Genomic DNA, 17,967 nt, shown 5'->3' on the forward strand with positions numbered 1-17,967 from the left:
AGTCTTTTTTTATTGTATAGATTGAATTATATAATGTATTGCAAATAGAAATAATAGAAGTAATGCGGAAAGGCGGTGGGGGGAAATGAAATATCCAGACCATTTAGTAAAACAAGTGCAAGAGCGCAGTGCTCCTTATCAACTAGAAGGTTTTTTAAGTGGACAAGGTCCTGAAAATCCCAAATTTATGTTGTTAGGAGAAGCGCCTGGTGAAACAGAAATTCATAATGGGATTCCGTTTAGCGGGAGGGCGGGAAAACAATTAATGGATTTTTTAGAGCGTATTGATGTTACAAGGGAAGAAGTATATATTACGAGCGCTGTTCGAAGTAGACCTTATAAATGGCGAGAGAAAAAAGAACGAAATGGTGAAATCATACAAAAAAAGTATAATAGAACGCCAAATCAGGGAGAAATAGTTGCCCATGCGCCTTTGTTAGATTATGAATTAGAGAAAATACATCCGAAGCTTATCGTCACGCTTGGAAATATCGGTCTTCAACGTTTAACAGGAAAAAATAAAAAAATCACAGATATACACGGGCAATTATTAAAACAGCCCATTCAAAAATTAAAGGATATGCAAAGTGCAGAGTTTACATGGTCAGAGAAAGAATATCATGTTTTTCCGACTTTTCATCCAGCTTCCATTTTTTGTAATCGGAGTTTATTGGAGCTTATTCATGAGGATTTTGAGAAGCTTAAAAGACTTGTAATAAAAAACTAGAAAAGCTAAGGCGCTTTTCTAGTTACATTTAATTATGTAAAGGGTTTTTATTTTCATCTAACGTAAATCCTTCACCAACTACATCATGTACATCACTTACAGCGACAAAAGCATGAGGATCTACAGAAGTAATGATATTCTTTAATTTCACGATTTCATTTTTAGCAACAACGCAATACAATACGTTACGTTCCACTTTTGTATACGATCCAACAGCTTTTAAAAAGGTTGCTCCGCGCTCCATTTCAGATAAAATTTTGGCAGCAATTTCATCGTTTTTCTCTGAGATAATAGTCGCTCCTTTGGCAGCATAAGCTCCTTCTTGCATAAAATCAATGACTTTAGCACCGATAAAAACAGCAACTAGCGTATACATGCCCTCGCGGTATGATAAATAGGTAAGAATAGAGACTACGATAACGACAGCATCAAACATAAACATTGTTTTCCCCATACTCCAGCCAACATATTTGTGAGCTAGTCGTGCGATAATATCTACACCGCCAGTAGTCCCGCCATATTTAAATATTATTCCAAGGCCGATACCGATAAATGCCCCGGCGAATAAAGCTGCGAGTGTCATATCATTTTGCAAGTTTAAATGTAAGTTGAGTACTTCGTAACGCTGGAAAATCCATAGAAATAAAGATACGCTAAAGGTGCCAATTAATGTATATAAAAATGTCGTTCTGCCAAGTAACCTCCAACCAATAAAAAATATAGGGATATTTAAAATTAAGTTTGAGTAGGAAGGATCAAACTTAAATAAAAAATACAATAATAGTGTAATACCAGTAAATCCACCCTCTGCAAGGTGGTTTTCAATATTGATATTCACAATACCGAAAGAAAATATAGCGGAACCGATTAAAATAAAAATAATATTTCGCATCTTCAATTTTGATGTCATATAGAAATCCCCCTAATTATGTAATGATTGCATTGCTCCGCTGAAACAGTAAAACATAATAATAAGTAATTTCTAGTTGCTAGTGAAAATAGTAAGAATTTGATTGGTGTGGGCTGATCTTTTGCGAAAAGCACAAAAGAAGGTTTCACTTTATCCCGCTCTAACGGCTGGTAGGAGATGAAGCAAAGAAGAGGGGCAAACCAGCCGTAGGAACCCGATTAGTTCAACTAATCTTTTGCAAAAAGCGCAAAAGAAGTTTCACTTTACCCCGTACCAACGGCTGGTAGGAGATAAAGCTCTGAAGAAAGGCAAACCAGCCGTAGGAACCCGATTAGTTCAACTAATCTTTTGCAAAAAAGCGCAAAAGAAGTTTCACTTTACCCCGTACCAACGGCTGGTAGGAGATAAAGCTCTGAAGAAAGGCGAACCAGCCGTAGGAACCCGATTAGTTCAACTAATCTTTTGCAAAAAAACGCAAAAGAAGTTTCACTTTATTATAGTCTATCCAAAAATGGGTCGCAAATAGGTGTTTGGCGGGGAATAATATTTGTCAAATCGCGATGAATTGGCTAACATGAAAGAGGAAGGATTAGAGGTGAATAGTATGGAAGCAAAAACGATGAAAGATATGCAGAAAGAAGTAGATGCATATATTGGTCAGTTTAAAGAAGGTTATTTCAGTCCGCTTGCAATGATGGCTCGTTTAACGGAAGAAATGGGAGAGCTTGCAAGAGAGGTAAATCATTATTATGGTGAGAAACCGAAGAAAACAACTGAAAAAGAAAGAAGTATTGAAGAAGAGCTTGGAGATGTATTATTTGTTATGATTTGTATGGCAAATAGTTTAAATATTGATTTAGAGACAGCACATAACATTGTAATGAATAAATTTAATACACGTGATAAAGATCGCTGGACACGTATTGATGAGGGAGAGAAAGAATAATGAAAGAAATTAAAGTAATTATCGCCGGACCAAGAGGACGTATGGGACATGAAGCAGTTCTTCTTATGGAAAGAACGGAACATTTTAATTTAGTAGCAGCAGTGGATTATAAGCATGGTGGTGAGAAGATTTCTGATTTACCTGGCATGCCAGCATTACATGCACCGATTTACGCTGATTTACATACTTGTTTAGATGAAGTAGAAGCAGATGTGTTGTTAGATTTAACAACACCAGAAGTGGGGAAACAACACGTTACACTTGCAGTTGAGCGTGGACTTCGTTCGGTTATTGGTACAACTGGATTTACAGAAGAAGAATTGGCACGTTTAACAGAGAATGCAAAAGAAAAAGCAGTAGGAACAATTATTGCTCCAAACTTTGCAATTGGTGCAGTTCTTATGATGAAATTCTCACAAATGGCAGCGAAATATTTCCAAGATGTTGAGGTAATTGAATTACATCATGATCAAAAATTAGACGCACCATCTGGTACAGCTGTAAAAACGGTAGAGTTAATTCGTCAAAATCGTGAATCAAAGCAGCAAGGTCATCCAAATGAAGTAGAGCAACTAGCAGGTGCACGTGGTGCAAATGTAGACGGTATTCACATTCATAGTGTACGTTTGCCAGGGCTTATTGCACACCAAGAAGTAATGTTCGGTGGAGATGGACAAATGTTAACAGTTCGTCATGATTCATTCAATCGTGCATCATTTATGTCAGGTGTAAAACTATCAATTGAGACAGTAATGAACCTTGATCATCTTGTGTACGGTTTAGAAAATATTATCGACTAAAGGGGAGACAACGGATGAAAATTGCCTTAATCGCACATGACAAAAAGAAAAATGATATGGTTTCGTTTGCATACGCATATAAACCAATTTTTGAACAACATGAATTATTTGCAACAGGAACGACAGGGCTTCGTATTATGGAAGCGACTGGATTAGTTGTAACAAGATATCAATCTGGCCCTCTTGGTGGAGATCAAGAAATTGGTGCAATGATTGCAAAGAACGATTTAGATATGGTGATTTTCTTCCGCGATCCATTAACAGCACAGCCGCATGAACCGGATGTGAATGCATTGCTTCGTTTATGTGATGTATATGCGATTCCACTTGCAACGAATATGGCAAGTGCTGAAATGTTAATGCACGCATTAGAGCGAGGAGATTTAGATTATCGTAAGTTAAGAAAATGAGGGGAACAATTATGAGTGGATTACATATATTAGCGTTTGGTGCTCATGCCGATGATGTTGAAATCGGCATGGCTGGTACCATCGCTAAATATACAAAGCAAGGGTATGAAGTAGGTATTTGTGATTTAACAGAAGCTGATCTTTCTTCAAATGGAACGATAGAGTTGAGAAAAGAAGAAGCGAAGGTCGCAGCTCGTATAATGGGAGTAAAAACGAGGCTGAATTTAGCGATGCCAGACCGTGGTTTGTATATGAAAGAAGAGTATATACGTGAAATTGTCAAGGTGATCCGTACATATAAACCAAAACTAGTTTTTGCGCCGTACTATGAAGATCGCCATCCAGATCATGCAAATTGTGCAAAGCTTGTGGAAGAGGCTATTTTTTCAGCAGGAATCCGTAAATATATGCCGGAACTTTCACCACATCGTGTGGAGTCTTTTTATAATTATATGATTAATGGTTTTCATAAATCGAATTTTTGTATAGATATAAGTGAGTACCTCTCTATAAAGGTGGAAGCATTAGAAGCGTATGAAAGTCAGTTTTCAACAGGGAGCGATGGTGTTAAGACACCGTTAACAGAAGGTTACGTTGAAACTGTAATCGCTCGTGAGAAGATGTTTGGAAAAGAAGTTGGAGTCTTGTATGCCGAGGGATTTATGAGTAAGAAACCGGTTTTATTACATGCTGATTTATTAGGGGGATGTAAATGAAATTAAAAATAGGTATTACATGTTATCCTTCTGTAGGTGGTTCTGGAGTTGTTGGAACAGAATTAGGAAAGCAATTGGCGGAACGTGGGCATGAAATTCACTTTATTACATCGGGTTTACCATTCCGGTTAAATAAAGTATATCCAAACATTTATTTTCATGAAGTGACGGTAAATCAATACTCTGTATTTCAATATCCACCATACGATTTAGCGTTAGCAAGTAAAATGGCCGAGGTTGCACAAAGAGAAAACTTAGACATTTTACATGTGCATTACGCAATACCACATGCAATTTGTGCATATTTAGCAAAACAAATGATCGGAGAGCGTATTAAAATTGTTACAACCTTACATGGAACAGATATTACTGTGTTAGGTTCCGACCCTTCGTTAAATAATTTAATTCGTTTTGGTATTGAGCAATCGGATGTTGTCACTGCTGTCTCGCATTCATTAATTAACGAAACACATGAGCTTGTAAAACCAAGTAAAGAAATTCAAACGGTATATAACTTTATAGACGAACGTGTATATTTCAAGCGTAATATGTCTCAATTAAAGAAAGAATACGGTATAAGTGAGAGTGAAAAAGTACTTATTCATATTTCGAATTTCCGTAAAGTGAAACGTGTGCAGGATGTTGTTCAGGCATTTGCTAAAATTGTTAAAGAAGTAGATGCGAAGTTGCTTCTTGTTGGAGACGGACCAGAATTCTGTACGATTTTACAGATAGTGAAGAATTTACATATTGAAGATCGCGTTTTATTCCTAGGGAAGCAAGATAATGTTGCAGAACTACTTGCGATGAGTGATTTAATGTTGCTTCTATCAGAGAAGGAAAGTTTTGGTCTTGTTTTATTAGAAGCAATGGCGTGTGGTGTACCTTGTATCGGAACGCGGGTTGGAGGTATTCCAGAGGTTATTCAACACGGGGAAACAGGATATTTATGTGAAGTTGGCGATACAACAGGAGTGGCAAATCAAGCTATTCAGCTATTAAAGGACGAGGAACTTCACCGTAATATGGGAGAACGAGCAAGAGAAAGTGTTTATGAGCAATTTCGCTCAGAAAAAATTGTTTCACAATATGAAACGATTTACTATGACGTACTAAGGGATGACAAAAATGGAAAGATTTAAAAAAGCTAGTTCTATTATTGAGACATTAAAGCAACAAGGACATGAGGCTTACTTTGTTGGTGGGAGCGTACGAGATCTTATTATCGATAGGCCGATTGGAGATATTGATATTGCGACATCTGCTCTACCAGAAGAAGTGATGGCTATATTTCCAAGAAATGTTCCTGTTGGTCTTGAGCATGGAACTGTAATTGTTGTAGAAAATGGTGAGCCTTATGAGGTAACTACTTTTCGAACAGAAAGCGAATATGAAGATTTTCGAAGACCTAGTAGTGTTCAATTTGTTCGTTCATTAGAAGAGGATTTAAAACGTCGTGATTTCACGATGAATGCAATTGCTATGACAGAAGAAGGCAAAATGGTTGATTTATTTGCTGGACAGGAAGCCATTCAACAGAGAGAAATTGTGACAGTTGGAAATGCTGCGGATCGTTTTCAAGAAGATGCCCTGCGAATGATGCGTGGTATTCGGTTTGTAAGCACGTTAGGTTTTTCATTAGAAATGAAAACGAAGCAAGCGATTGAAACGCATGGGCATTTGCTAGAACATATAGCAATTGAGCGTATTACAGTAGAGTTTGAGAAACTGTTAACTGGTACCTATTGTGTGAAAGGTCTCAAAGAATTAGTAGAGACGAAGCTATTTTCTCATTTGCCATATTTACAAATGTCAGAAGAGAGACTGTTAAAAGCTACGCAGTATAAATGGGATTCTTTCGAAACGGATATTGAGGCGTGGGCATTTTTCTTATATTGTATCGGAGAAGAACATCCATCTGTCTTTTTACGTCAATGGAAGTTTTCGAATAAAAAAATAAAAGATATTGTTGCAGTTTTATTGGCAATTCGTACTAGAAAGGAGAAGGATTGGGATACAGTCCTTCTTTATAAAACGGGAATTCATATCGCTGAAATGGCAGAGAGAGTATATGAAGCGATGATTGAAAGCTATGACCCTACATCTGTTGAACGAGTACAATTAATGTTTCATGCATTGCCAATCCAGGAACGTCAAGAAATGAATGTGACTGGTAATGATTTATTAAACTGGGCAAACAAAAAGCCTGGTCCGTGGGTTGCTGAAATGCTTCAGAAAATCGAAGAAGCAATCGTACAAGGAAACGTAGTTAATGAGAAAGAGCGTATAAGGGAGTGGCTGCAAGGATGCAATCTACTATAAGAAAGCAGTTATTGCAAGTTTTTTCTGAAGCGGATGGCGAGTTTGTATCCGGCCAAACAATTAGTGATAAACTTGGTTGTTCAAGAACTGCTGTGTGGAAACATATGGAGGATCTGCGGAGTGAGGGATATGAACTTGAAGCTGTGCGCCGATTAGGTTACCGAATTGCAAGTAAGCCAGACAAAGTGACTGCTAATGAAATTCAGTTAGGGCTACAAACGAAGCGGATTGGTAGAACAGTGTATTTTGAAGAAACTGTTGAATCAACGCAGCACATTGCAGCAAAACTTGCTTATGAAGGTGCAGAAGAAGGAACTGTCGTTGTAGCAGAAGAACAAACAGCGGGAAGAGGTCGTTTAAGCAGAAAATGGCATTCACCAAAAGGAACAGGGATTTGGATGAGTATTATTTTACGCCCGTCAATCCCAGTTCATCATGCACCGCAACTTACTTTGTTAGCGGCTGTTAGTGTTGCACAGGCAATTGAAAAATGTACAGGTGTAAACGTAGGAATAAAATGGCCAAATGATATTTTAATTCAAGGTAAAAAGGCTGTAGGTATATTAACAGAAATGCAAGCGGATCCTGATAAAATTAATGCTGTCATTATGGGCATCGGTATTAATGCGAATCAAAAGCAAGAACATTTTGATGAAGAAATTCAGCACATTGCTACTTCATTAGCGATTGAATCAGGTAAGCCGATTGTTCGTGCAGAACTTATGCAACAAATCTATTTACAACTAGAAAAATTATATGAAGAATATTTACAAAATGGTTTCTCTGTCATTAAAATTCTTTGGGAAAGTTACGCTGTGAGCATCGGGAAAGAAATTACCGCTCGAACGATGAGAGAGACAATTACGGGGTTAGCAAAAGGAATCACAGAGGATGGTGTATTACTTCTGGAGGATCATGAGGGGAAAGTACATCATATTCATTCTGCAGATATCGAAATTAAGTAAAAGAAGTTCCCCTTTTGGAACTTCTTTTTATTTCAATAGTTTTGAGTTGAATTTGTAACATGATAATAAATTCTTTTCATATTTAAAGTTCATTTCAAAATAGCTTCCGTCGAGTTGACCTGGCATGTTATTTGACGATTACTTTGCCTGTCATTCCTTTAAGAAGATGGTATCGACATATTAATTCATATGTACCAGTATTTTTAGGTTTCACGGTAATATTCTTTTCTTTTCCTGACTGGACTACGACGTCAATACCGAGTTTTTTCACTGTAAAGGTGTGCTCGTTTTTACCTTTATTTTTCAATAGTAATGTTGTTGATCCTTCAAGCGGAATCGTTATGACATTTGGATTAAAGTAATCATCATTTAGTTCAACCTCAATCACTTTCGTTAAATCGGTGGGTTGTGTTACGACATGAACTGAGGCAAATACTTGGGAGGATCCTAAAGACATCCACCATACAATCATTACAAGCAAACTGCTGAATCGAAATAACCACCTGTTCATAGACATCTGCAATTCTCCTTTGTTAAGTACTTTCCTCAATTAACCTGCATCATTAGTTTAAGAGTTATACTATATAGTTAAATTGATTACAGAAAAAATTAACTTGGACTTTTTTAACATGCGTTGAAAAAACATGTATCTTTTCAGGATTGAATTATCCATAAAAACTGTATAGCATATATACTCTCGTGTTAAATTTCATATACCGTAATAAGAATAAAAAATTATTTTTTCGAAAAAATGTAGTAATTCCTTTTTGTAGTTTGCTATAATTAGTTCGAATGTGGGCAGTATCAGAGCGAACTGCACCATGATTCGAAGTCATACGAAAAATAATAACTTGGATTCTGCCTTGATCCAATAACGGACTGGGACAGAGGGATGAATAATGCCGACTAACACACAACCCTTCTGCCCTTTTATGGCCAGAGGGGTTTTTTTATATGATTTCGGCCATCTCCTCTCTCCTGCATAAAGGAGGAGTAGTTTTTGAAAACAAAAACAGATTTTTTGAAGATGAAAGAGCAAGGTGAGCCGATTACAATGCTAACGGCGTATGATTATCCATCTGCTAAATTAGCAGAAGAAGCTGAAGTTGATATGATTCTAGTTGGAGATTCTCTTGGAATGGTTGTACTCGGATACGATTCAACAGTACCTGTAACAGTAGAGGATATGATTCATCATACGAAAGCTGTACGCCGCGGAGCGAAAGAGACGTTTATTGTAACTGATATGCCATTTATGTCGTATCACGTATCATTACAAGAAACGATGGTGAATGCACGCCGCATCGTTCAAGAGAGCGGGGCACACGCACTGAAGGTAGAAGGTGCTGGAGAAGTTATATCGACGATTCAATATTTGACGAACGCAGGAATTCCTGTTGTAGCGCATTTAGGTTTAACCCCTCAATCTGTAGGAGTGTTGGGTGGATATAAAGTGCAAGGAAAAGATGCGGAGAGTGCAAAAAAATTAATAGAAGATGCAAAGAAATGTGAAGAAGCTGGTGCAATAGCGCTTGTGTTAGAATGTGTACCAATGCAGTTAGCAGAACTTATTTCAGAGCAACTAACAATACCGACAATTGGGATTGGCGCAGGACAAAAAGTAGATGGGCAAGTGCTTGTTTATCATGATCTTATCTCATACGGCGTAAATCGTGTTCCGAAATTTGTGAAGCAATATACGTCTGTTCAAGAGGAGATTGTGCGTGGGATTTCACAATATGTTACTGAAGTAAAGACAAGGCAATTTCCTGAAGAAAAACATTCGTTCACAATGAAAGAGGAAGAATGCTTAGCGTTATATGGAGGAAAACAATAATGAAAATCGTAACTACAGTGCAAGAGATGCAGCAAATTACGAGCGAACTTCGTGCAAGTGGAAAGAGTATTGGTTTTGTTCCAACAATGGGTTATTTACATGAAGGCCATGCTACTTTATTACGTAAGGCAAGAGAAGAAAATGAAATTGTAGTTTTAAGTGTATTTGTAAACCCACTACAATTTGGCCCAAATGAAGATTTAGATCGATATCCTCGTGATATTGATAGAGATGAAAATGTAGCAAAAGAAAACGGTGTAGATTATTTATTTTATCCGAGTGTAGAAGAAATGTATCCAGCAGAACAAACAACAACGGTAGAAGTTGTGAAGCGCACGGACGTATTATGCGGTCAACAAAGACCTGGTCATTTTGCTGGTGTTGCAACTGTACTAATGAAACTATTTAATATTACGCTGCCAAAGCGTGCTTATTTCGGTATGAAAGATGCTCAACAAGTTGCAGTAATTGAAGGATTTGTAACTGATTTCAATATTCCAGTTACAATCGTACCAGTTGATATTGTAAGGGAAGAAGATGGTTTAGCGAAAAGTTCTCGTAACGTGTACCTATCACAAGATGAACGTGAAGAAGCTCTTCATTTATACCGCAGCCTATGTATGGCGAAAGAAAGAATTGAGGCAGGTGAACGTAATCCGGAAATCATTACAAATCTTGTGAAAGAGTATATTGAGACGCATACGAAAGGCACTGTAGATTATGCAGATTTATATGCATATCCGTCATTAACAATGGTAGAGAAAGTCGAAGGAAGAATCATTTTAGCTATTGCAGTTAAGTTTGAAAATGTAAGATTAATTGACAATATAACATTAACGGTTAAATAAGGGGGAGCATCTATGTTTCGCACAATGATGAGAGCAAAGTTACATCGTGCAACTGTAACGGAGGCAAATTTAAATTATGTAGGTAGTATTACAATTGATGAAGACTTAATGGATGCAGTAAATATTGTAGAAAACGAAAAAGTCCAAATTGTAAATAATAATAATGGTGCTCGCTTAGAGACATACGTTATTAAAGGGGAACGCGGTAGTGGTGTTGTTTGTTTAAACGGTGCTGCGGCAAGGCTTGTACAACCAGGGGACAAAGTAATTATTATTTGTTATGGGCTAGTTACGGAAGAAGAGATTCATAAACAAGAACCAAAAATTGCAGTATTAGACGATAATAATCAAATTATTGAAATGTTAGGTGCTGAAAAAGCGAGTACGATATTATAAGTAGAAAGGCTATCTCTATTGCGGAGATAGCTTTTTTGTGCATCTTTTCATTAAGATGAGATAAAACGTGGTATAGTAACATTATATAAATTATTGTTGTTTGAAAGGTAAGAAATTGAGGTGTTACATATATGAGTAAGCGTTATGTCGTTGTTGATTTAGAGACGACAGGGAACTCCTGGAAAGATGGGAAGGATAAAATTACCCAAATTGCAGCTGTTGTAGTAGAAGATGGAGAGATATTGGAGATTTTTTCGTCTTTTGTTAACCCAAAGAGAGAGATCCCACCATTTATTACAGAATTAACAGGGATTGATGAAAGTCTTGTAAAACAAGCCCCGTTATTTCAAGATGTAGCCCCGATGATTGTTGAGCTATTACAAGGTGCGGCTTTCGTTGCGCATAATGTTCACTTTGATTGGAATTTTTTAAATGAAGAATTAAGGCAAGCTGGATATACAGAAATACATTGTCCGAAAATCGACACGGTTGAATTGGCTCAAATTCTTTTGCCGACAGCCGATAGTTATAAATTACGTGATTTAGCTAAGAAGCATGAACTAGAGCACGATCAACCGCATCGTGCGGATAGTGATGCTCTTGCAACAGCGGAATTATTTTTACAATTTTTAAATGAAATTGAAAAGTTACCACTTGTCACGTTGCAATCGCTTTATGAATTAAGTGATGTGTTCCAAAGCGATATAGCTGATGTGCTTTCTGAAAATATTTTAAAGAAAGTAATGCACGGTAAAGAAGATATAGCGGAGTATGAAATACATCGAAATATTGCGCTGAAAAAGCGGAACTATTCCTTAAACCTTGGAGAAACGTGTTCATCAAAGTTTGATGCTTTCTTGAATAAAACGATGGATAAATTGGAATCACATATGCCAAAGTTTGAAAGAAGAGAAAGTCAACAACTGATGATGAAAGAGATATATACGGCGTTAAGAGATTCTCGTTTTTCACTAATTGAAGCGGGTACAGGAACAGGAAAGACTCTTGCTTATTTGCTTCCTAGTCTTTATTTTGCAAAGAGAAAAGAAGAACCTGTCATTATAAGTACACAAACGGTACAACTCCAACAACAAATATTAGAAAAAGAAATTCCGTTATTACAAAAAATAATGCCATTTTCATTTGAGGCAGCTCTTCTAAAAGGAAGAAAGCATTATTTATGCTTACATAAATTTGAGTATGCTTTGCAAGAGGAAGAAAAAAATTATGATATGGCACTTACGAAGGCGAAGATTTTAGTTTGGCTATTGCAAACTGAAACAGGTGATCGAGACGAATTAAATATTCCTGAGGGCGGAAAGTTACTTTGGAATCGTATTTGTAGCGATGCGTATAGTCCAGGCGGTATGCAAAGTAATTGGTTTAGTCGTTGTTTTTATCAGCGAGCGAAGAATAAAGCTTTATTTGCAGATATCGTTATTACAAATCATGCGTTATTATTTCAAGATTTTTCAAGTGAAGAACCGTTGTTTGCTTCATGCGAACATATTATTTTTGATGAAGCTCACCATATTGAAGAAGCTGCGAGTAGAACATTGGGTGAACAGTTCTCTTGTATGTATTTTCAATTGGTTATATCTCGTCTTGGGACGCTAGAAACAGAAGATGTACTCTCCAAAGTATATAAAATGATGAAAAAATCAGAGCAAGCATCTCGTTCAACTTTCCGTATGATAAGTTATAGTTTGAAGGAACTTAAGTTTGATGCGGATGAACTCTTCCAAATGTTACGTACTTTTATATTTAAACAAACAAAGCAAGAGCAAGGAACGAATAATATGCCGCTCATCTATAGGTATAACGCAGAACTAGAAAAAGGTAAGTTGTGGGATAGTATCGTCGAATTAACAAATCGTTTTATATATGAATTAAGAAGGGTAGTAACTGCTCTTGAGAAGCAAGTGGATATATTGCAAAGTAAGTTAGAATGGGAGATGCATGTTGTAACAGGTGAATTTATGCATTTAATTGAGTTGCTGAGAAAGATGGCAGAATCATTACAGTTACTCGTATTAGAAAAGAATTCGTATGTAACTTGGATGGAGACTGAAACGAAAGGGACGATTCATTCAACAGTTCTATACGCACAGCCTATCCATATTGGTGAAAGATTTGCTGATGAATTTTTAACAGAAAAAAAGAGTGTTATTTTTACATCCGCAACACTAACAGTTAACGATACGTTTGATTATATAAAAGAGGAACTTGGTTTACATGATTTCGCTCCAAATACTTTAAAGGTTCCGTCACCATTTCGTTATGATGAACAGATGAAATTAATGGTTTCAACGGATGTACCTTTTATTAAGCAAGTAAGTAATGAGCGATATATTGAATCTGTATCGGAACATATTGCAAAGATAGCAAAAGCCACAAAAGGCAGAATGCTCGTTTTATTCACTTCGTATGAAATGTTAAAAGAAGCGTATGCGAATTTAAAAAATAATGATGAATTAGAGGGTTATTTATTACTCACCCAAAGTGTGAATAATAGAAGTCGAAGCCGCTTAATTCGAAAGTTTCAAGAGTTCGACAAATCAATTTTATTAGGGACGAGCAGTTTCTGGGAAGGAATAGATATTCCTGGAGATGCCTTAAGTTGTCTTGTTATAGTCCGTCTACCATTTACACCTCCTCATCAGCCGATGATGGAAGCGAAAGGTGAGTGGCTAAAAAATCAAGGTGAAGATGTATTCGCTAAATTAGCGCTCCCACAAGCAATATTACGTTTCAAACAAGGATTCGGCCGCTTAATTCGAACGAATACAGATACAGGAACGGTAGTAGTGTTAGATCGTCGTTTGACGAGTTCTTCCTATGGAAAACGATTTCTACAATCGATTCCTAACGTACCTCTTTATGAAGGACCATTAGAAGAATTGTTAGTACAATTAGAAGAACCATCAAATGAATAAAAATGGAAGAAAAATACGCCTGAAGTACTTATAAACTTCAGGCGTAAAAAATGTGGGTAGGAGGAATTTTATTTTTCTTACTTCTTGTATACAAAATGTGTTGGTTTTCGACTTGAAACCTTTTTTTGCTGTACATGTCCTGCTATAATAGATGGGTGATGAAGCAGGGGTTGTAAAGAATGTACTCTTATTGTAACCGCATTGCGTTCTTCTATAATTAGAAATTTTTGTGTAACGGAGGAGTTTTTTCATGGATAAGAAAATCGAAGTACTATCAACGACGCGTATTAAATATTCGTCGGATTTGTATAAAATTGTTGATAGTTTAAATCGTACGTTAAAAGAGCAGGACCTCATGTTCGGACTAGCATTAGACGAAAAAGATAAAGAAACAGCTGTATTTACGATTTACAGAACGTAGTGATACAATGAAAAAGTGGATCTTTGCAATCATTATTGTTACCGTTGCTAGCGGAATATATGGGGCGTATGTTTATAATAAAGCGATGGGAAAGAAAATTCCAAAAGAGTCGAAATTTGTAGAAATTGCTAAAGAAAAAGCAAAGCTTACAAAGGTGAAATCTGTTGATTATTACAACGGAAAATCTGCATATATAGTCGTGCAAGGTACAGATGAAAAGGGAGAACAACTTATCGTTTGGGTGCCTGAGAAAAAAGGGGATACTGTAGTAAGGAAAAAGAGCGAAGGTATTTCTGAAAAAGAGGCTATACAAAGAACAATAGAGCAAGTCGGCAATGAAAGTAAGGAATCAAAAAGTAAGCCGAAAGAGATTATGAAAGTGAAATTAGGCTTTGAAAATGATGTACCACTATGGGAAGTTACATATATTGATGATGACAATCGTTATAGTTATTACTATCTTGAATTTAAAGATGGAAAATTTTTAAGACGATATAGCATTGAAAAATAGATGTAGGGGGAACTACAAATGAAATTAGCAAAGCGAGTAGCTGCTTTAACACCGTCTTCAACTTTAGAAATTACAGCAAAGGCACAAGCATTAAAAGCAGAGGGTCATGATGTAATTGCATTAGGGGCAGGGGAACCTGACTTTAATACACCAGAGCATATTATGGATGCTGCACATAAAGCGATGTTAGAAGGGCATACGAAGTATACACCAACAGGTGGATTACAATCGTTAAAACAAGAAATTGTGAAGAAATTTACTCGCGATCAAGGTATTGCGTATGATCCATCTGAAATTATTGTATGTAATGGTGCAAAGCATGCATTATATACATTATTCCAAGTATTACTTGATGAGGGAGATGAAGTTATCATCCCAACTCCTTACTGGGTAAGCTATCCAGAGCAAGTAAAGCTTGCTGGCGGTAAGCCGGTTTATGTAGAAGGTTTAGAAGACAATGAGTACAAAATTACAGCAAAGCAGCTGCGTGAGGCAATTACAGAGAAAACGAAAGCAGTTATTATTAATTCACCGAGCAATCCAACAGGAATGATTTATAGCAAAGAAGAATTACAACAGCTTGGAGAAGTATGTTTAGAACATGATATTTTAATCGTTTCTGATGAAATTTATGAAAAATTAATTTATGGTGGCGTAGAATATACTTCAATTGCCCAGCTTTCTAATGCATTAAAAGAACAAACACTTATTATTAATGGTGTATCTAAATCTCATTCTATGACAGGATGGCGTATTGGATATGCTGCAGGAAATAAGCAGCTTATTAAAGCGATGACGAACTTAGCGAGTCATAGTACGTCAAACCCTACTTCAATCGCTCAATACGGCGCAATTGCGGCATACGCAGGCTCACAAGAACCTGTGGAAACAATGCGTCAAGCCTTTGAAGAGAGATTAAACATCATTTATGATAAATTAATCCAAATCCCTGGCTTTACTTGTATTAAACCGCAAGGTGCATTTTACTTATTTCCTAACGTAAAAGAAGCTGTAGCTTTATCAGGATATGCAACAGTTGATGATTGGGCAAAAGCTCTATTAGAAGAGGAAAAAGTGGCTCTTGTACCAGGTACAGGATTTGGCGCTCCAAATAATGTTCGTTTATCATATGCGACATCTCTTGAACAAGTAGAGAAAGCATTAGAGCGCATCCATACATTTATGAAAAGTAAAGTGCAAGCTTAATTTTATATTTCATTCATGTAATATAAAAAACCTCCCTATTAATGGGGAGGTTTTTTTGACGGATTGTGGCAAAAAGAAATAGCTAAAGGTGTGTTATACTAGAGAGCGAGGTGTTTGGTGATGAAAAAGAAAATGATGTTACAGTGGTTTGAGCAGGGAAGCATTGCAATTCCAAAATTGCTTATGATGCATTATAAAAAATTAGGTTTAAATGAGACGGAATTTATGGTTGTACTTCATGTACACACATTTTTAGAATCAGGTAATTCGTTTCCGACTCCTTCAGAGATTTCTGAACGGATGACGATAACGGAAATGAAATGTATGGAAGTAATTCAGACGTTGATTCAAAAAGGTTTTTTATCACTAGAAGGTGGACAAAGATCAGAAGCGATGATGTGCGAAAGTTATTCTTTACAACCGTTATGGGAAAAAATATTACATTTCTTAATGGATGAATCAATAGAGGAAGAGCAAAAAGAAAAAAAACAGCTACAAGTAAATTTATATACAGTATTTGAAAAAGAATTTGGAAGACCACTTTCGCCGTTCGAATGTGAAACGTTAGGGATGTGGGAGGACCAAGATCAACATCATCCAAATTTAATTCAAGCGGCTCTTAGAGAAGCTGTAATGAGTGGAAAACTAAATTTCCGATATATTGATCGTATTTTATTTGAGTGGAAAAAGAATGGAATTAAAACAGTAGATCAGGCTCAAAATCAAGGTCAAAAATTTAGAGCGAATCAACAAAGGGCACAGCAAATGACAAAACAAGAGACGAAATTTACTGGAAAAGTGCCTTTTTATAATTGGTTGGAGCAGTAATATAGGAGGAAAAATATGCTTAACAAAACGCAAATCCGTTATTGTTTAGACACAATGGCGGATATGTATCCAGAAGCACATTGTGAATTGGTTCATGATAATCCATTTGAACTTGTAATCGCGGTGGCGTTATCTGCACAATGTACGGATGTACTTGTAAATAAAGTGACAAGAAATTTATTTCAAAAATATAAAACACCAGAAGATTATTTAAGTGTATCTTTAGAAGAGTTACAACAAGATATACGTTCTATTGGGTTGTATAGAAATAAAGCAAAAAACATTCAAAAATTATGTCAGATGTTGCTGGATGATTACAATGGAAAAGTTCCAGAAGACCGTGACGAGTTGACGAAATTACCAGGAGTAGGGAGAAAAACAGCAAATGTTGTAGTTTCCGTAGCGTTTGGAATTCCGGCAATTGCTGTTGATACACATGTGGAGCGAGTGAGTAAACGATTAGCTATGTGTAGATGGAAAGACTCTGTGTTAGAAGTAGAAAAAACATTAATGAAGAAAGTACCGATGGATGAGTGGGGAGTTACACATCATCGTATGATTTTCTTTGGACGTTATCATTGTAAAGCACAACGACCGCAATGTGAGGAATGCAGACTGTTAGAAGTATGTCGTGAAGGAAAGAAGCGAATGAAGGTGAAATAAAGGATGGAACGAGTTATAGAAATACCGAAAGAATTTCACTGTTTACCATTTTTTAAAGAAAGTGTAAATTTAATTAAGTATCATACAGACAATTCTTTTGAAGAGATAATACAAAATACTTACTTTATATTTGATATTGAAAGACAGTATGAGCCATGGAAGGAAATTGAAAACAGCATTCCAGCGATGTTGAATGTATGGAAAAATAAGCATGAAGACATTGCTATACTGTTTCGAAATAGAAATAAGCAAGAGGCTGAGGGACCAATGATTCTTTTTGCAGCTCACTTGTTATCGGTTGTCTATTGGCTAAATGAACAACCTGTTCATAGTTTGAATGAAATGCAAATAAATACGAATAAATTAAAAGTGCAACCTGTTAATTTTATGGAAAGATATTCATTCATTATAAAGAAACCGAGTAATTATCATTCTTATATTCAATTAGCGCAGTTGTATATCGAAATAGAAAAGCTGTATGTAAAGAAAATGATAACAAAAAAGTAGTCCGCTTCTCGTTAAGAG

The 17,967-nt window shown here is 36.3% G+C and carries 20 protein-coding genes; 18 read left to right on the forward strand and 2 right to left on the reverse strand.

Annotation, left to right across the window (positions count from 1 at the left end):
- Window positions 1-85 precede the first annotated feature (85 nt).
- Window positions 86-727: a uracil-DNA glycosylase gene (locus EBQ15_RS15455; RefSeq protein WP_000876870.1), complete on the forward strand. Its 642-nt coding sequence runs from the start codon at window positions 86-88 to the stop codon at window positions 725-727.
- Window positions 728-755: 28 nt separating this feature from the next.
- Here EBQ15_RS15455 and EBQ15_RS15460 read toward each other — a convergent pair whose 3' ends face one another.
- Window positions 756-1,637, reverse strand: coding sequence for a YitT family protein (locus EBQ15_RS15460; protein WP_000202121.1), 882 nt, complete (start codon window positions 1,635-1,637; stop codon window positions 756-758).
- Window positions 1,638-2,241: 604 nt separating this feature from the next.
- On the opposite strand from EBQ15_RS15460, the gene EBQ15_RS15470 reads away from it, so the two are divergent.
- Genes EBQ15_RS15470 through EBQ15_RS15500 form a run of 7 tightly spaced genes read left to right on the forward strand, consistent with a single transcriptional unit; the run spans window position 2,242 to window position 7,796 of the window.
- On the forward strand, window positions 2,242-2,583 hold the full coding sequence (locus EBQ15_RS15470; protein ID WP_002108639.1) for a nucleotide pyrophosphohydrolase: 342 nt from the start codon (window positions 2,242-2,244) through the stop codon (window positions 2,581-2,583).
- Entirely contained in the window at window positions 2,583-3,383 is an 801-nt protein-coding gene (gene dapB, locus EBQ15_RS15475; RefSeq protein ID WP_000658810.1) for a dihydrodipicolinate reductase, read from the forward strand. The genes EBQ15_RS15470 and dapB overlap by 1 nt, the downstream gene beginning before the upstream one ends.
- Before the next feature lie 14 nt (window positions 3,384-3,397).
- A complete protein-coding gene (mgsA, locus tag EBQ15_RS15480) occupies window positions 3,398-3,793 on the forward strand; it encodes a methylglyoxal synthase (RefSeq protein ID WP_000684765.1) in 396 nt (131 codons plus the stop codon).
- 11 nt (window positions 3,794-3,804) lie between these two features.
- Entirely contained in the window at window positions 3,805-4,509 is a 705-nt protein-coding gene (bshB1, locus tag EBQ15_RS15485; RefSeq protein ID WP_000015675.1) for a bacillithiol biosynthesis deacetylase BshB1, read from the forward strand.
- On the forward strand, window positions 4,506-5,651 hold the full coding sequence (bshA, locus tag EBQ15_RS15490) for an N-acetyl-alpha-D-glucosaminyl L-malate synthase BshA (RefSeq protein ID WP_000768305.1): 1,146 nt from the start codon (window positions 4,506-4,508) through the stop codon (window positions 5,649-5,651). Before bshB1 ends, bshA begins: the two co-directional genes overlap by 4 nt.
- Window positions 5,638-6,831 (forward strand): CCA tRNA nucleotidyltransferase, encoded by a 1,194-nt coding sequence (locus EBQ15_RS15495; RefSeq protein ID WP_000439316.1) that lies wholly within the window; start codon window positions 5,638-5,640, stop codon window positions 6,829-6,831. The genes bshA and EBQ15_RS15495 overlap by 14 nt, the downstream gene beginning before the upstream one ends.
- Window positions 6,816-7,796, forward strand: a complete 981-nt coding sequence (locus EBQ15_RS15500) for a biotin--[acetyl-CoA-carboxylase] ligase (RefSeq protein WP_001192063.1) — start codon at window positions 6,816-6,818, stop codon at window positions 7,794-7,796. The genes EBQ15_RS15495 and EBQ15_RS15500 overlap by 16 nt, the downstream gene beginning before the upstream one ends.
- Window positions 7,797-7,923: 127 nt before the next feature.
- Here the strand turns inward: EBQ15_RS15500 and EBQ15_RS15505 are convergent, their stop codons facing one another.
- Window positions 7,924-8,313 (reverse strand): cupredoxin domain-containing protein, encoded by a 390-nt coding sequence (locus EBQ15_RS15505; protein WP_000062393.1) that lies wholly within the window; start codon window positions 8,311-8,313, stop codon window positions 7,924-7,926.
- 483 nt (window positions 8,314-8,796) lie between these two features.
- Between EBQ15_RS15505 and panB the strand changes: the two genes are divergently transcribed.
- From panB to EBQ15_RS15560, 10 genes are all read left to right on the forward strand, one after another.
- Entirely contained in the window at window positions 8,797-9,633 is an 837-nt protein-coding gene (gene panB, locus EBQ15_RS15515) for a 3-methyl-2-oxobutanoate hydroxymethyltransferase (protein ID WP_000851108.1), read from the forward strand.
- Window positions 9,633-10,481, forward strand: a complete 849-nt coding sequence (gene panC / locus EBQ15_RS15520) for a pantoate--beta-alanine ligase (protein WP_000707024.1) — start codon at window positions 9,633-9,635, stop codon at window positions 10,479-10,481. Before panB ends, panC begins: the two co-directional genes overlap by 1 nt.
- Window positions 10,482-10,493: 12 nt before the next feature.
- Window positions 10,494-10,877: an aspartate 1-decarboxylase gene (gene panD / locus EBQ15_RS15525; protein ID WP_000490183.1), complete on the forward strand. Its 384-nt coding sequence runs from the start codon at window positions 10,494-10,496 to the stop codon at window positions 10,875-10,877.
- Window positions 10,878-11,008: 131 nt separating this feature from the next.
- Window positions 11,009-13,813 (forward strand): ATP-dependent DNA helicase DinG, encoded by a 2,805-nt coding sequence (dinG, locus tag EBQ15_RS15530; protein WP_000044953.1) that lies wholly within the window; start codon window positions 11,009-11,011, stop codon window positions 13,811-13,813.
- A 250-nt stretch (window positions 13,814-14,063) separates the two neighbouring features.
- Window positions 14,064-14,234, forward strand: a complete 171-nt coding sequence (locus EBQ15_RS15535) for a YpmA family protein (protein WP_000358352.1) — start codon at window positions 14,064-14,066, stop codon at window positions 14,232-14,234.
- Window positions 14,235-14,241: 7 nt separating this feature from the next.
- Entirely contained in the window at window positions 14,242-14,745 is a 504-nt protein-coding gene (locus EBQ15_RS15540; protein ID WP_000758743.1) for a cell wall elongation regulator TseB-like domain-containing protein, read from the forward strand.
- Between the two features lie 18 nt (window positions 14,746-14,763).
- On the forward strand, window positions 14,764-15,951 hold the full coding sequence (aspB, locus tag EBQ15_RS15545) for an aspartate transaminase AspB (protein WP_000761560.1): 1,188 nt from the start codon (window positions 14,764-14,766) through the stop codon (window positions 15,949-15,951).
- A 120-nt stretch (window positions 15,952-16,071) separates the two neighbouring features.
- The gene (gene dnaD / locus EBQ15_RS15550) at window positions 16,072-16,779 is read left to right on the forward strand and encodes a DNA replication protein DnaD (protein WP_000728552.1); all 708 of its coding nucleotides are present in this window, start codon (window positions 16,072-16,074) and stop codon (window positions 16,777-16,779) included.
- 15 nt (window positions 16,780-16,794) lie between these two features.
- Window positions 16,795-17,442 (forward strand): endonuclease III, encoded by a 648-nt coding sequence (gene nth / locus EBQ15_RS15555; RefSeq protein WP_000933033.1) that lies wholly within the window; start codon window positions 16,795-16,797, stop codon window positions 17,440-17,442.
- Window positions 17,443-17,445: 3 nt separating this feature from the next.
- The gene (locus tag EBQ15_RS15560) at window positions 17,446-17,949 is read left to right on the forward strand and encodes a YpoC family protein (protein WP_000442649.1); all 504 of its coding nucleotides are present in this window, start codon (window positions 17,446-17,448) and stop codon (window positions 17,947-17,949) included.
- Window positions 17,950-17,967: the final 18 nt, after the last annotated feature.

The organism is Bacillus sp. 2D03 (assembly GCF_003946765.1).
GTDB classification, from domain to species: domain Bacteria; phylum Bacillota; class Bacilli; order Bacillales; family Bacillaceae_G; genus Bacillus_A; species Bacillus_A cereus.

Coding starts and splice junctions, on each gene's coding strand:
- EBQ15_RS15455 (WP_000876870.1), top strand. CDS start 86: ATGAAATATCCAGACCATTTAGTAAAACAAGTGCAAGAGCGCAGTGCT.
- EBQ15_RS15460 (WP_000202121.1), bottom strand. CDS start 1,637: ATGACATCAAAATTGAAGATGCGAAATATTATTTTTATTTTAATCGGT.
- EBQ15_RS15470 (WP_002108639.1), top strand. CDS start 2,242: ATGGAAGCAAAAACGATGAAAGATATGCAGAAAGAAGTAGATGCATAT.
- dapB (WP_000658810.1), top strand. CDS start 2,583: ATGAAAGAAATTAAAGTAATTATCGCCGGACCAAGAGGACGTATGGGA.
- mgsA (WP_000684765.1), top strand. CDS start 3,398: ATGAAAATTGCCTTAATCGCACATGACAAAAAGAAAAATGATATGGTT.
- bshB1 (WP_000015675.1), top strand. CDS start 3,805: ATGAGTGGATTACATATATTAGCGTTTGGTGCTCATGCCGATGATGTT.
- bshA (WP_000768305.1), top strand. CDS start 4,506: ATGAAATTAAAAATAGGTATTACATGTTATCCTTCTGTAGGTGGTTCT.
- EBQ15_RS15495 (WP_000439316.1), top strand. CDS start 5,638: ATGGAAAGATTTAAAAAAGCTAGTTCTATTATTGAGACATTAAAGCAA.
- EBQ15_RS15500 (WP_001192063.1), top strand. CDS start 6,816: ATGCAATCTACTATAAGAAAGCAGTTATTGCAAGTTTTTTCTGAAGCG.
- EBQ15_RS15505 (WP_000062393.1), bottom strand. CDS start 8,313: ATGTCTATGAACAGGTGGTTATTTCGATTCAGCAGTTTGCTTGTAATG.
- panC (WP_000707024.1), top strand. CDS start 9,633: ATGAAAATCGTAACTACAGTGCAAGAGATGCAGCAAATTACGAGCGAA.
- panD (WP_000490183.1), top strand. CDS start 10,494: ATGTTTCGCACAATGATGAGAGCAAAGTTACATCGTGCAACTGTAACG.
- dinG (WP_000044953.1), top strand. CDS start 11,009: ATGAGTAAGCGTTATGTCGTTGTTGATTTAGAGACGACAGGGAACTCC.
- EBQ15_RS15535 (WP_000358352.1), top strand. CDS start 14,064: ATGGATAAGAAAATCGAAGTACTATCAACGACGCGTATTAAATATTCG.
- EBQ15_RS15540 (WP_000758743.1), top strand. CDS start 14,242: ATGAAAAAGTGGATCTTTGCAATCATTATTGTTACCGTTGCTAGCGGA.
- aspB (WP_000761560.1), top strand. CDS start 14,764: ATGAAATTAGCAAAGCGAGTAGCTGCTTTAACACCGTCTTCAACTTTA.
- dnaD (WP_000728552.1), top strand. CDS start 16,072: ATGAAAAAGAAAATGATGTTACAGTGGTTTGAGCAGGGAAGCATTGCA.
- nth (WP_000933033.1), top strand. CDS start 16,795: ATGCTTAACAAAACGCAAATCCGTTATTGTTTAGACACAATGGCGGAT.
- EBQ15_RS15560 (WP_000442649.1), top strand. CDS start 17,446: ATGGAACGAGTTATAGAAATACCGAAAGAATTTCACTGTTTACCATTT.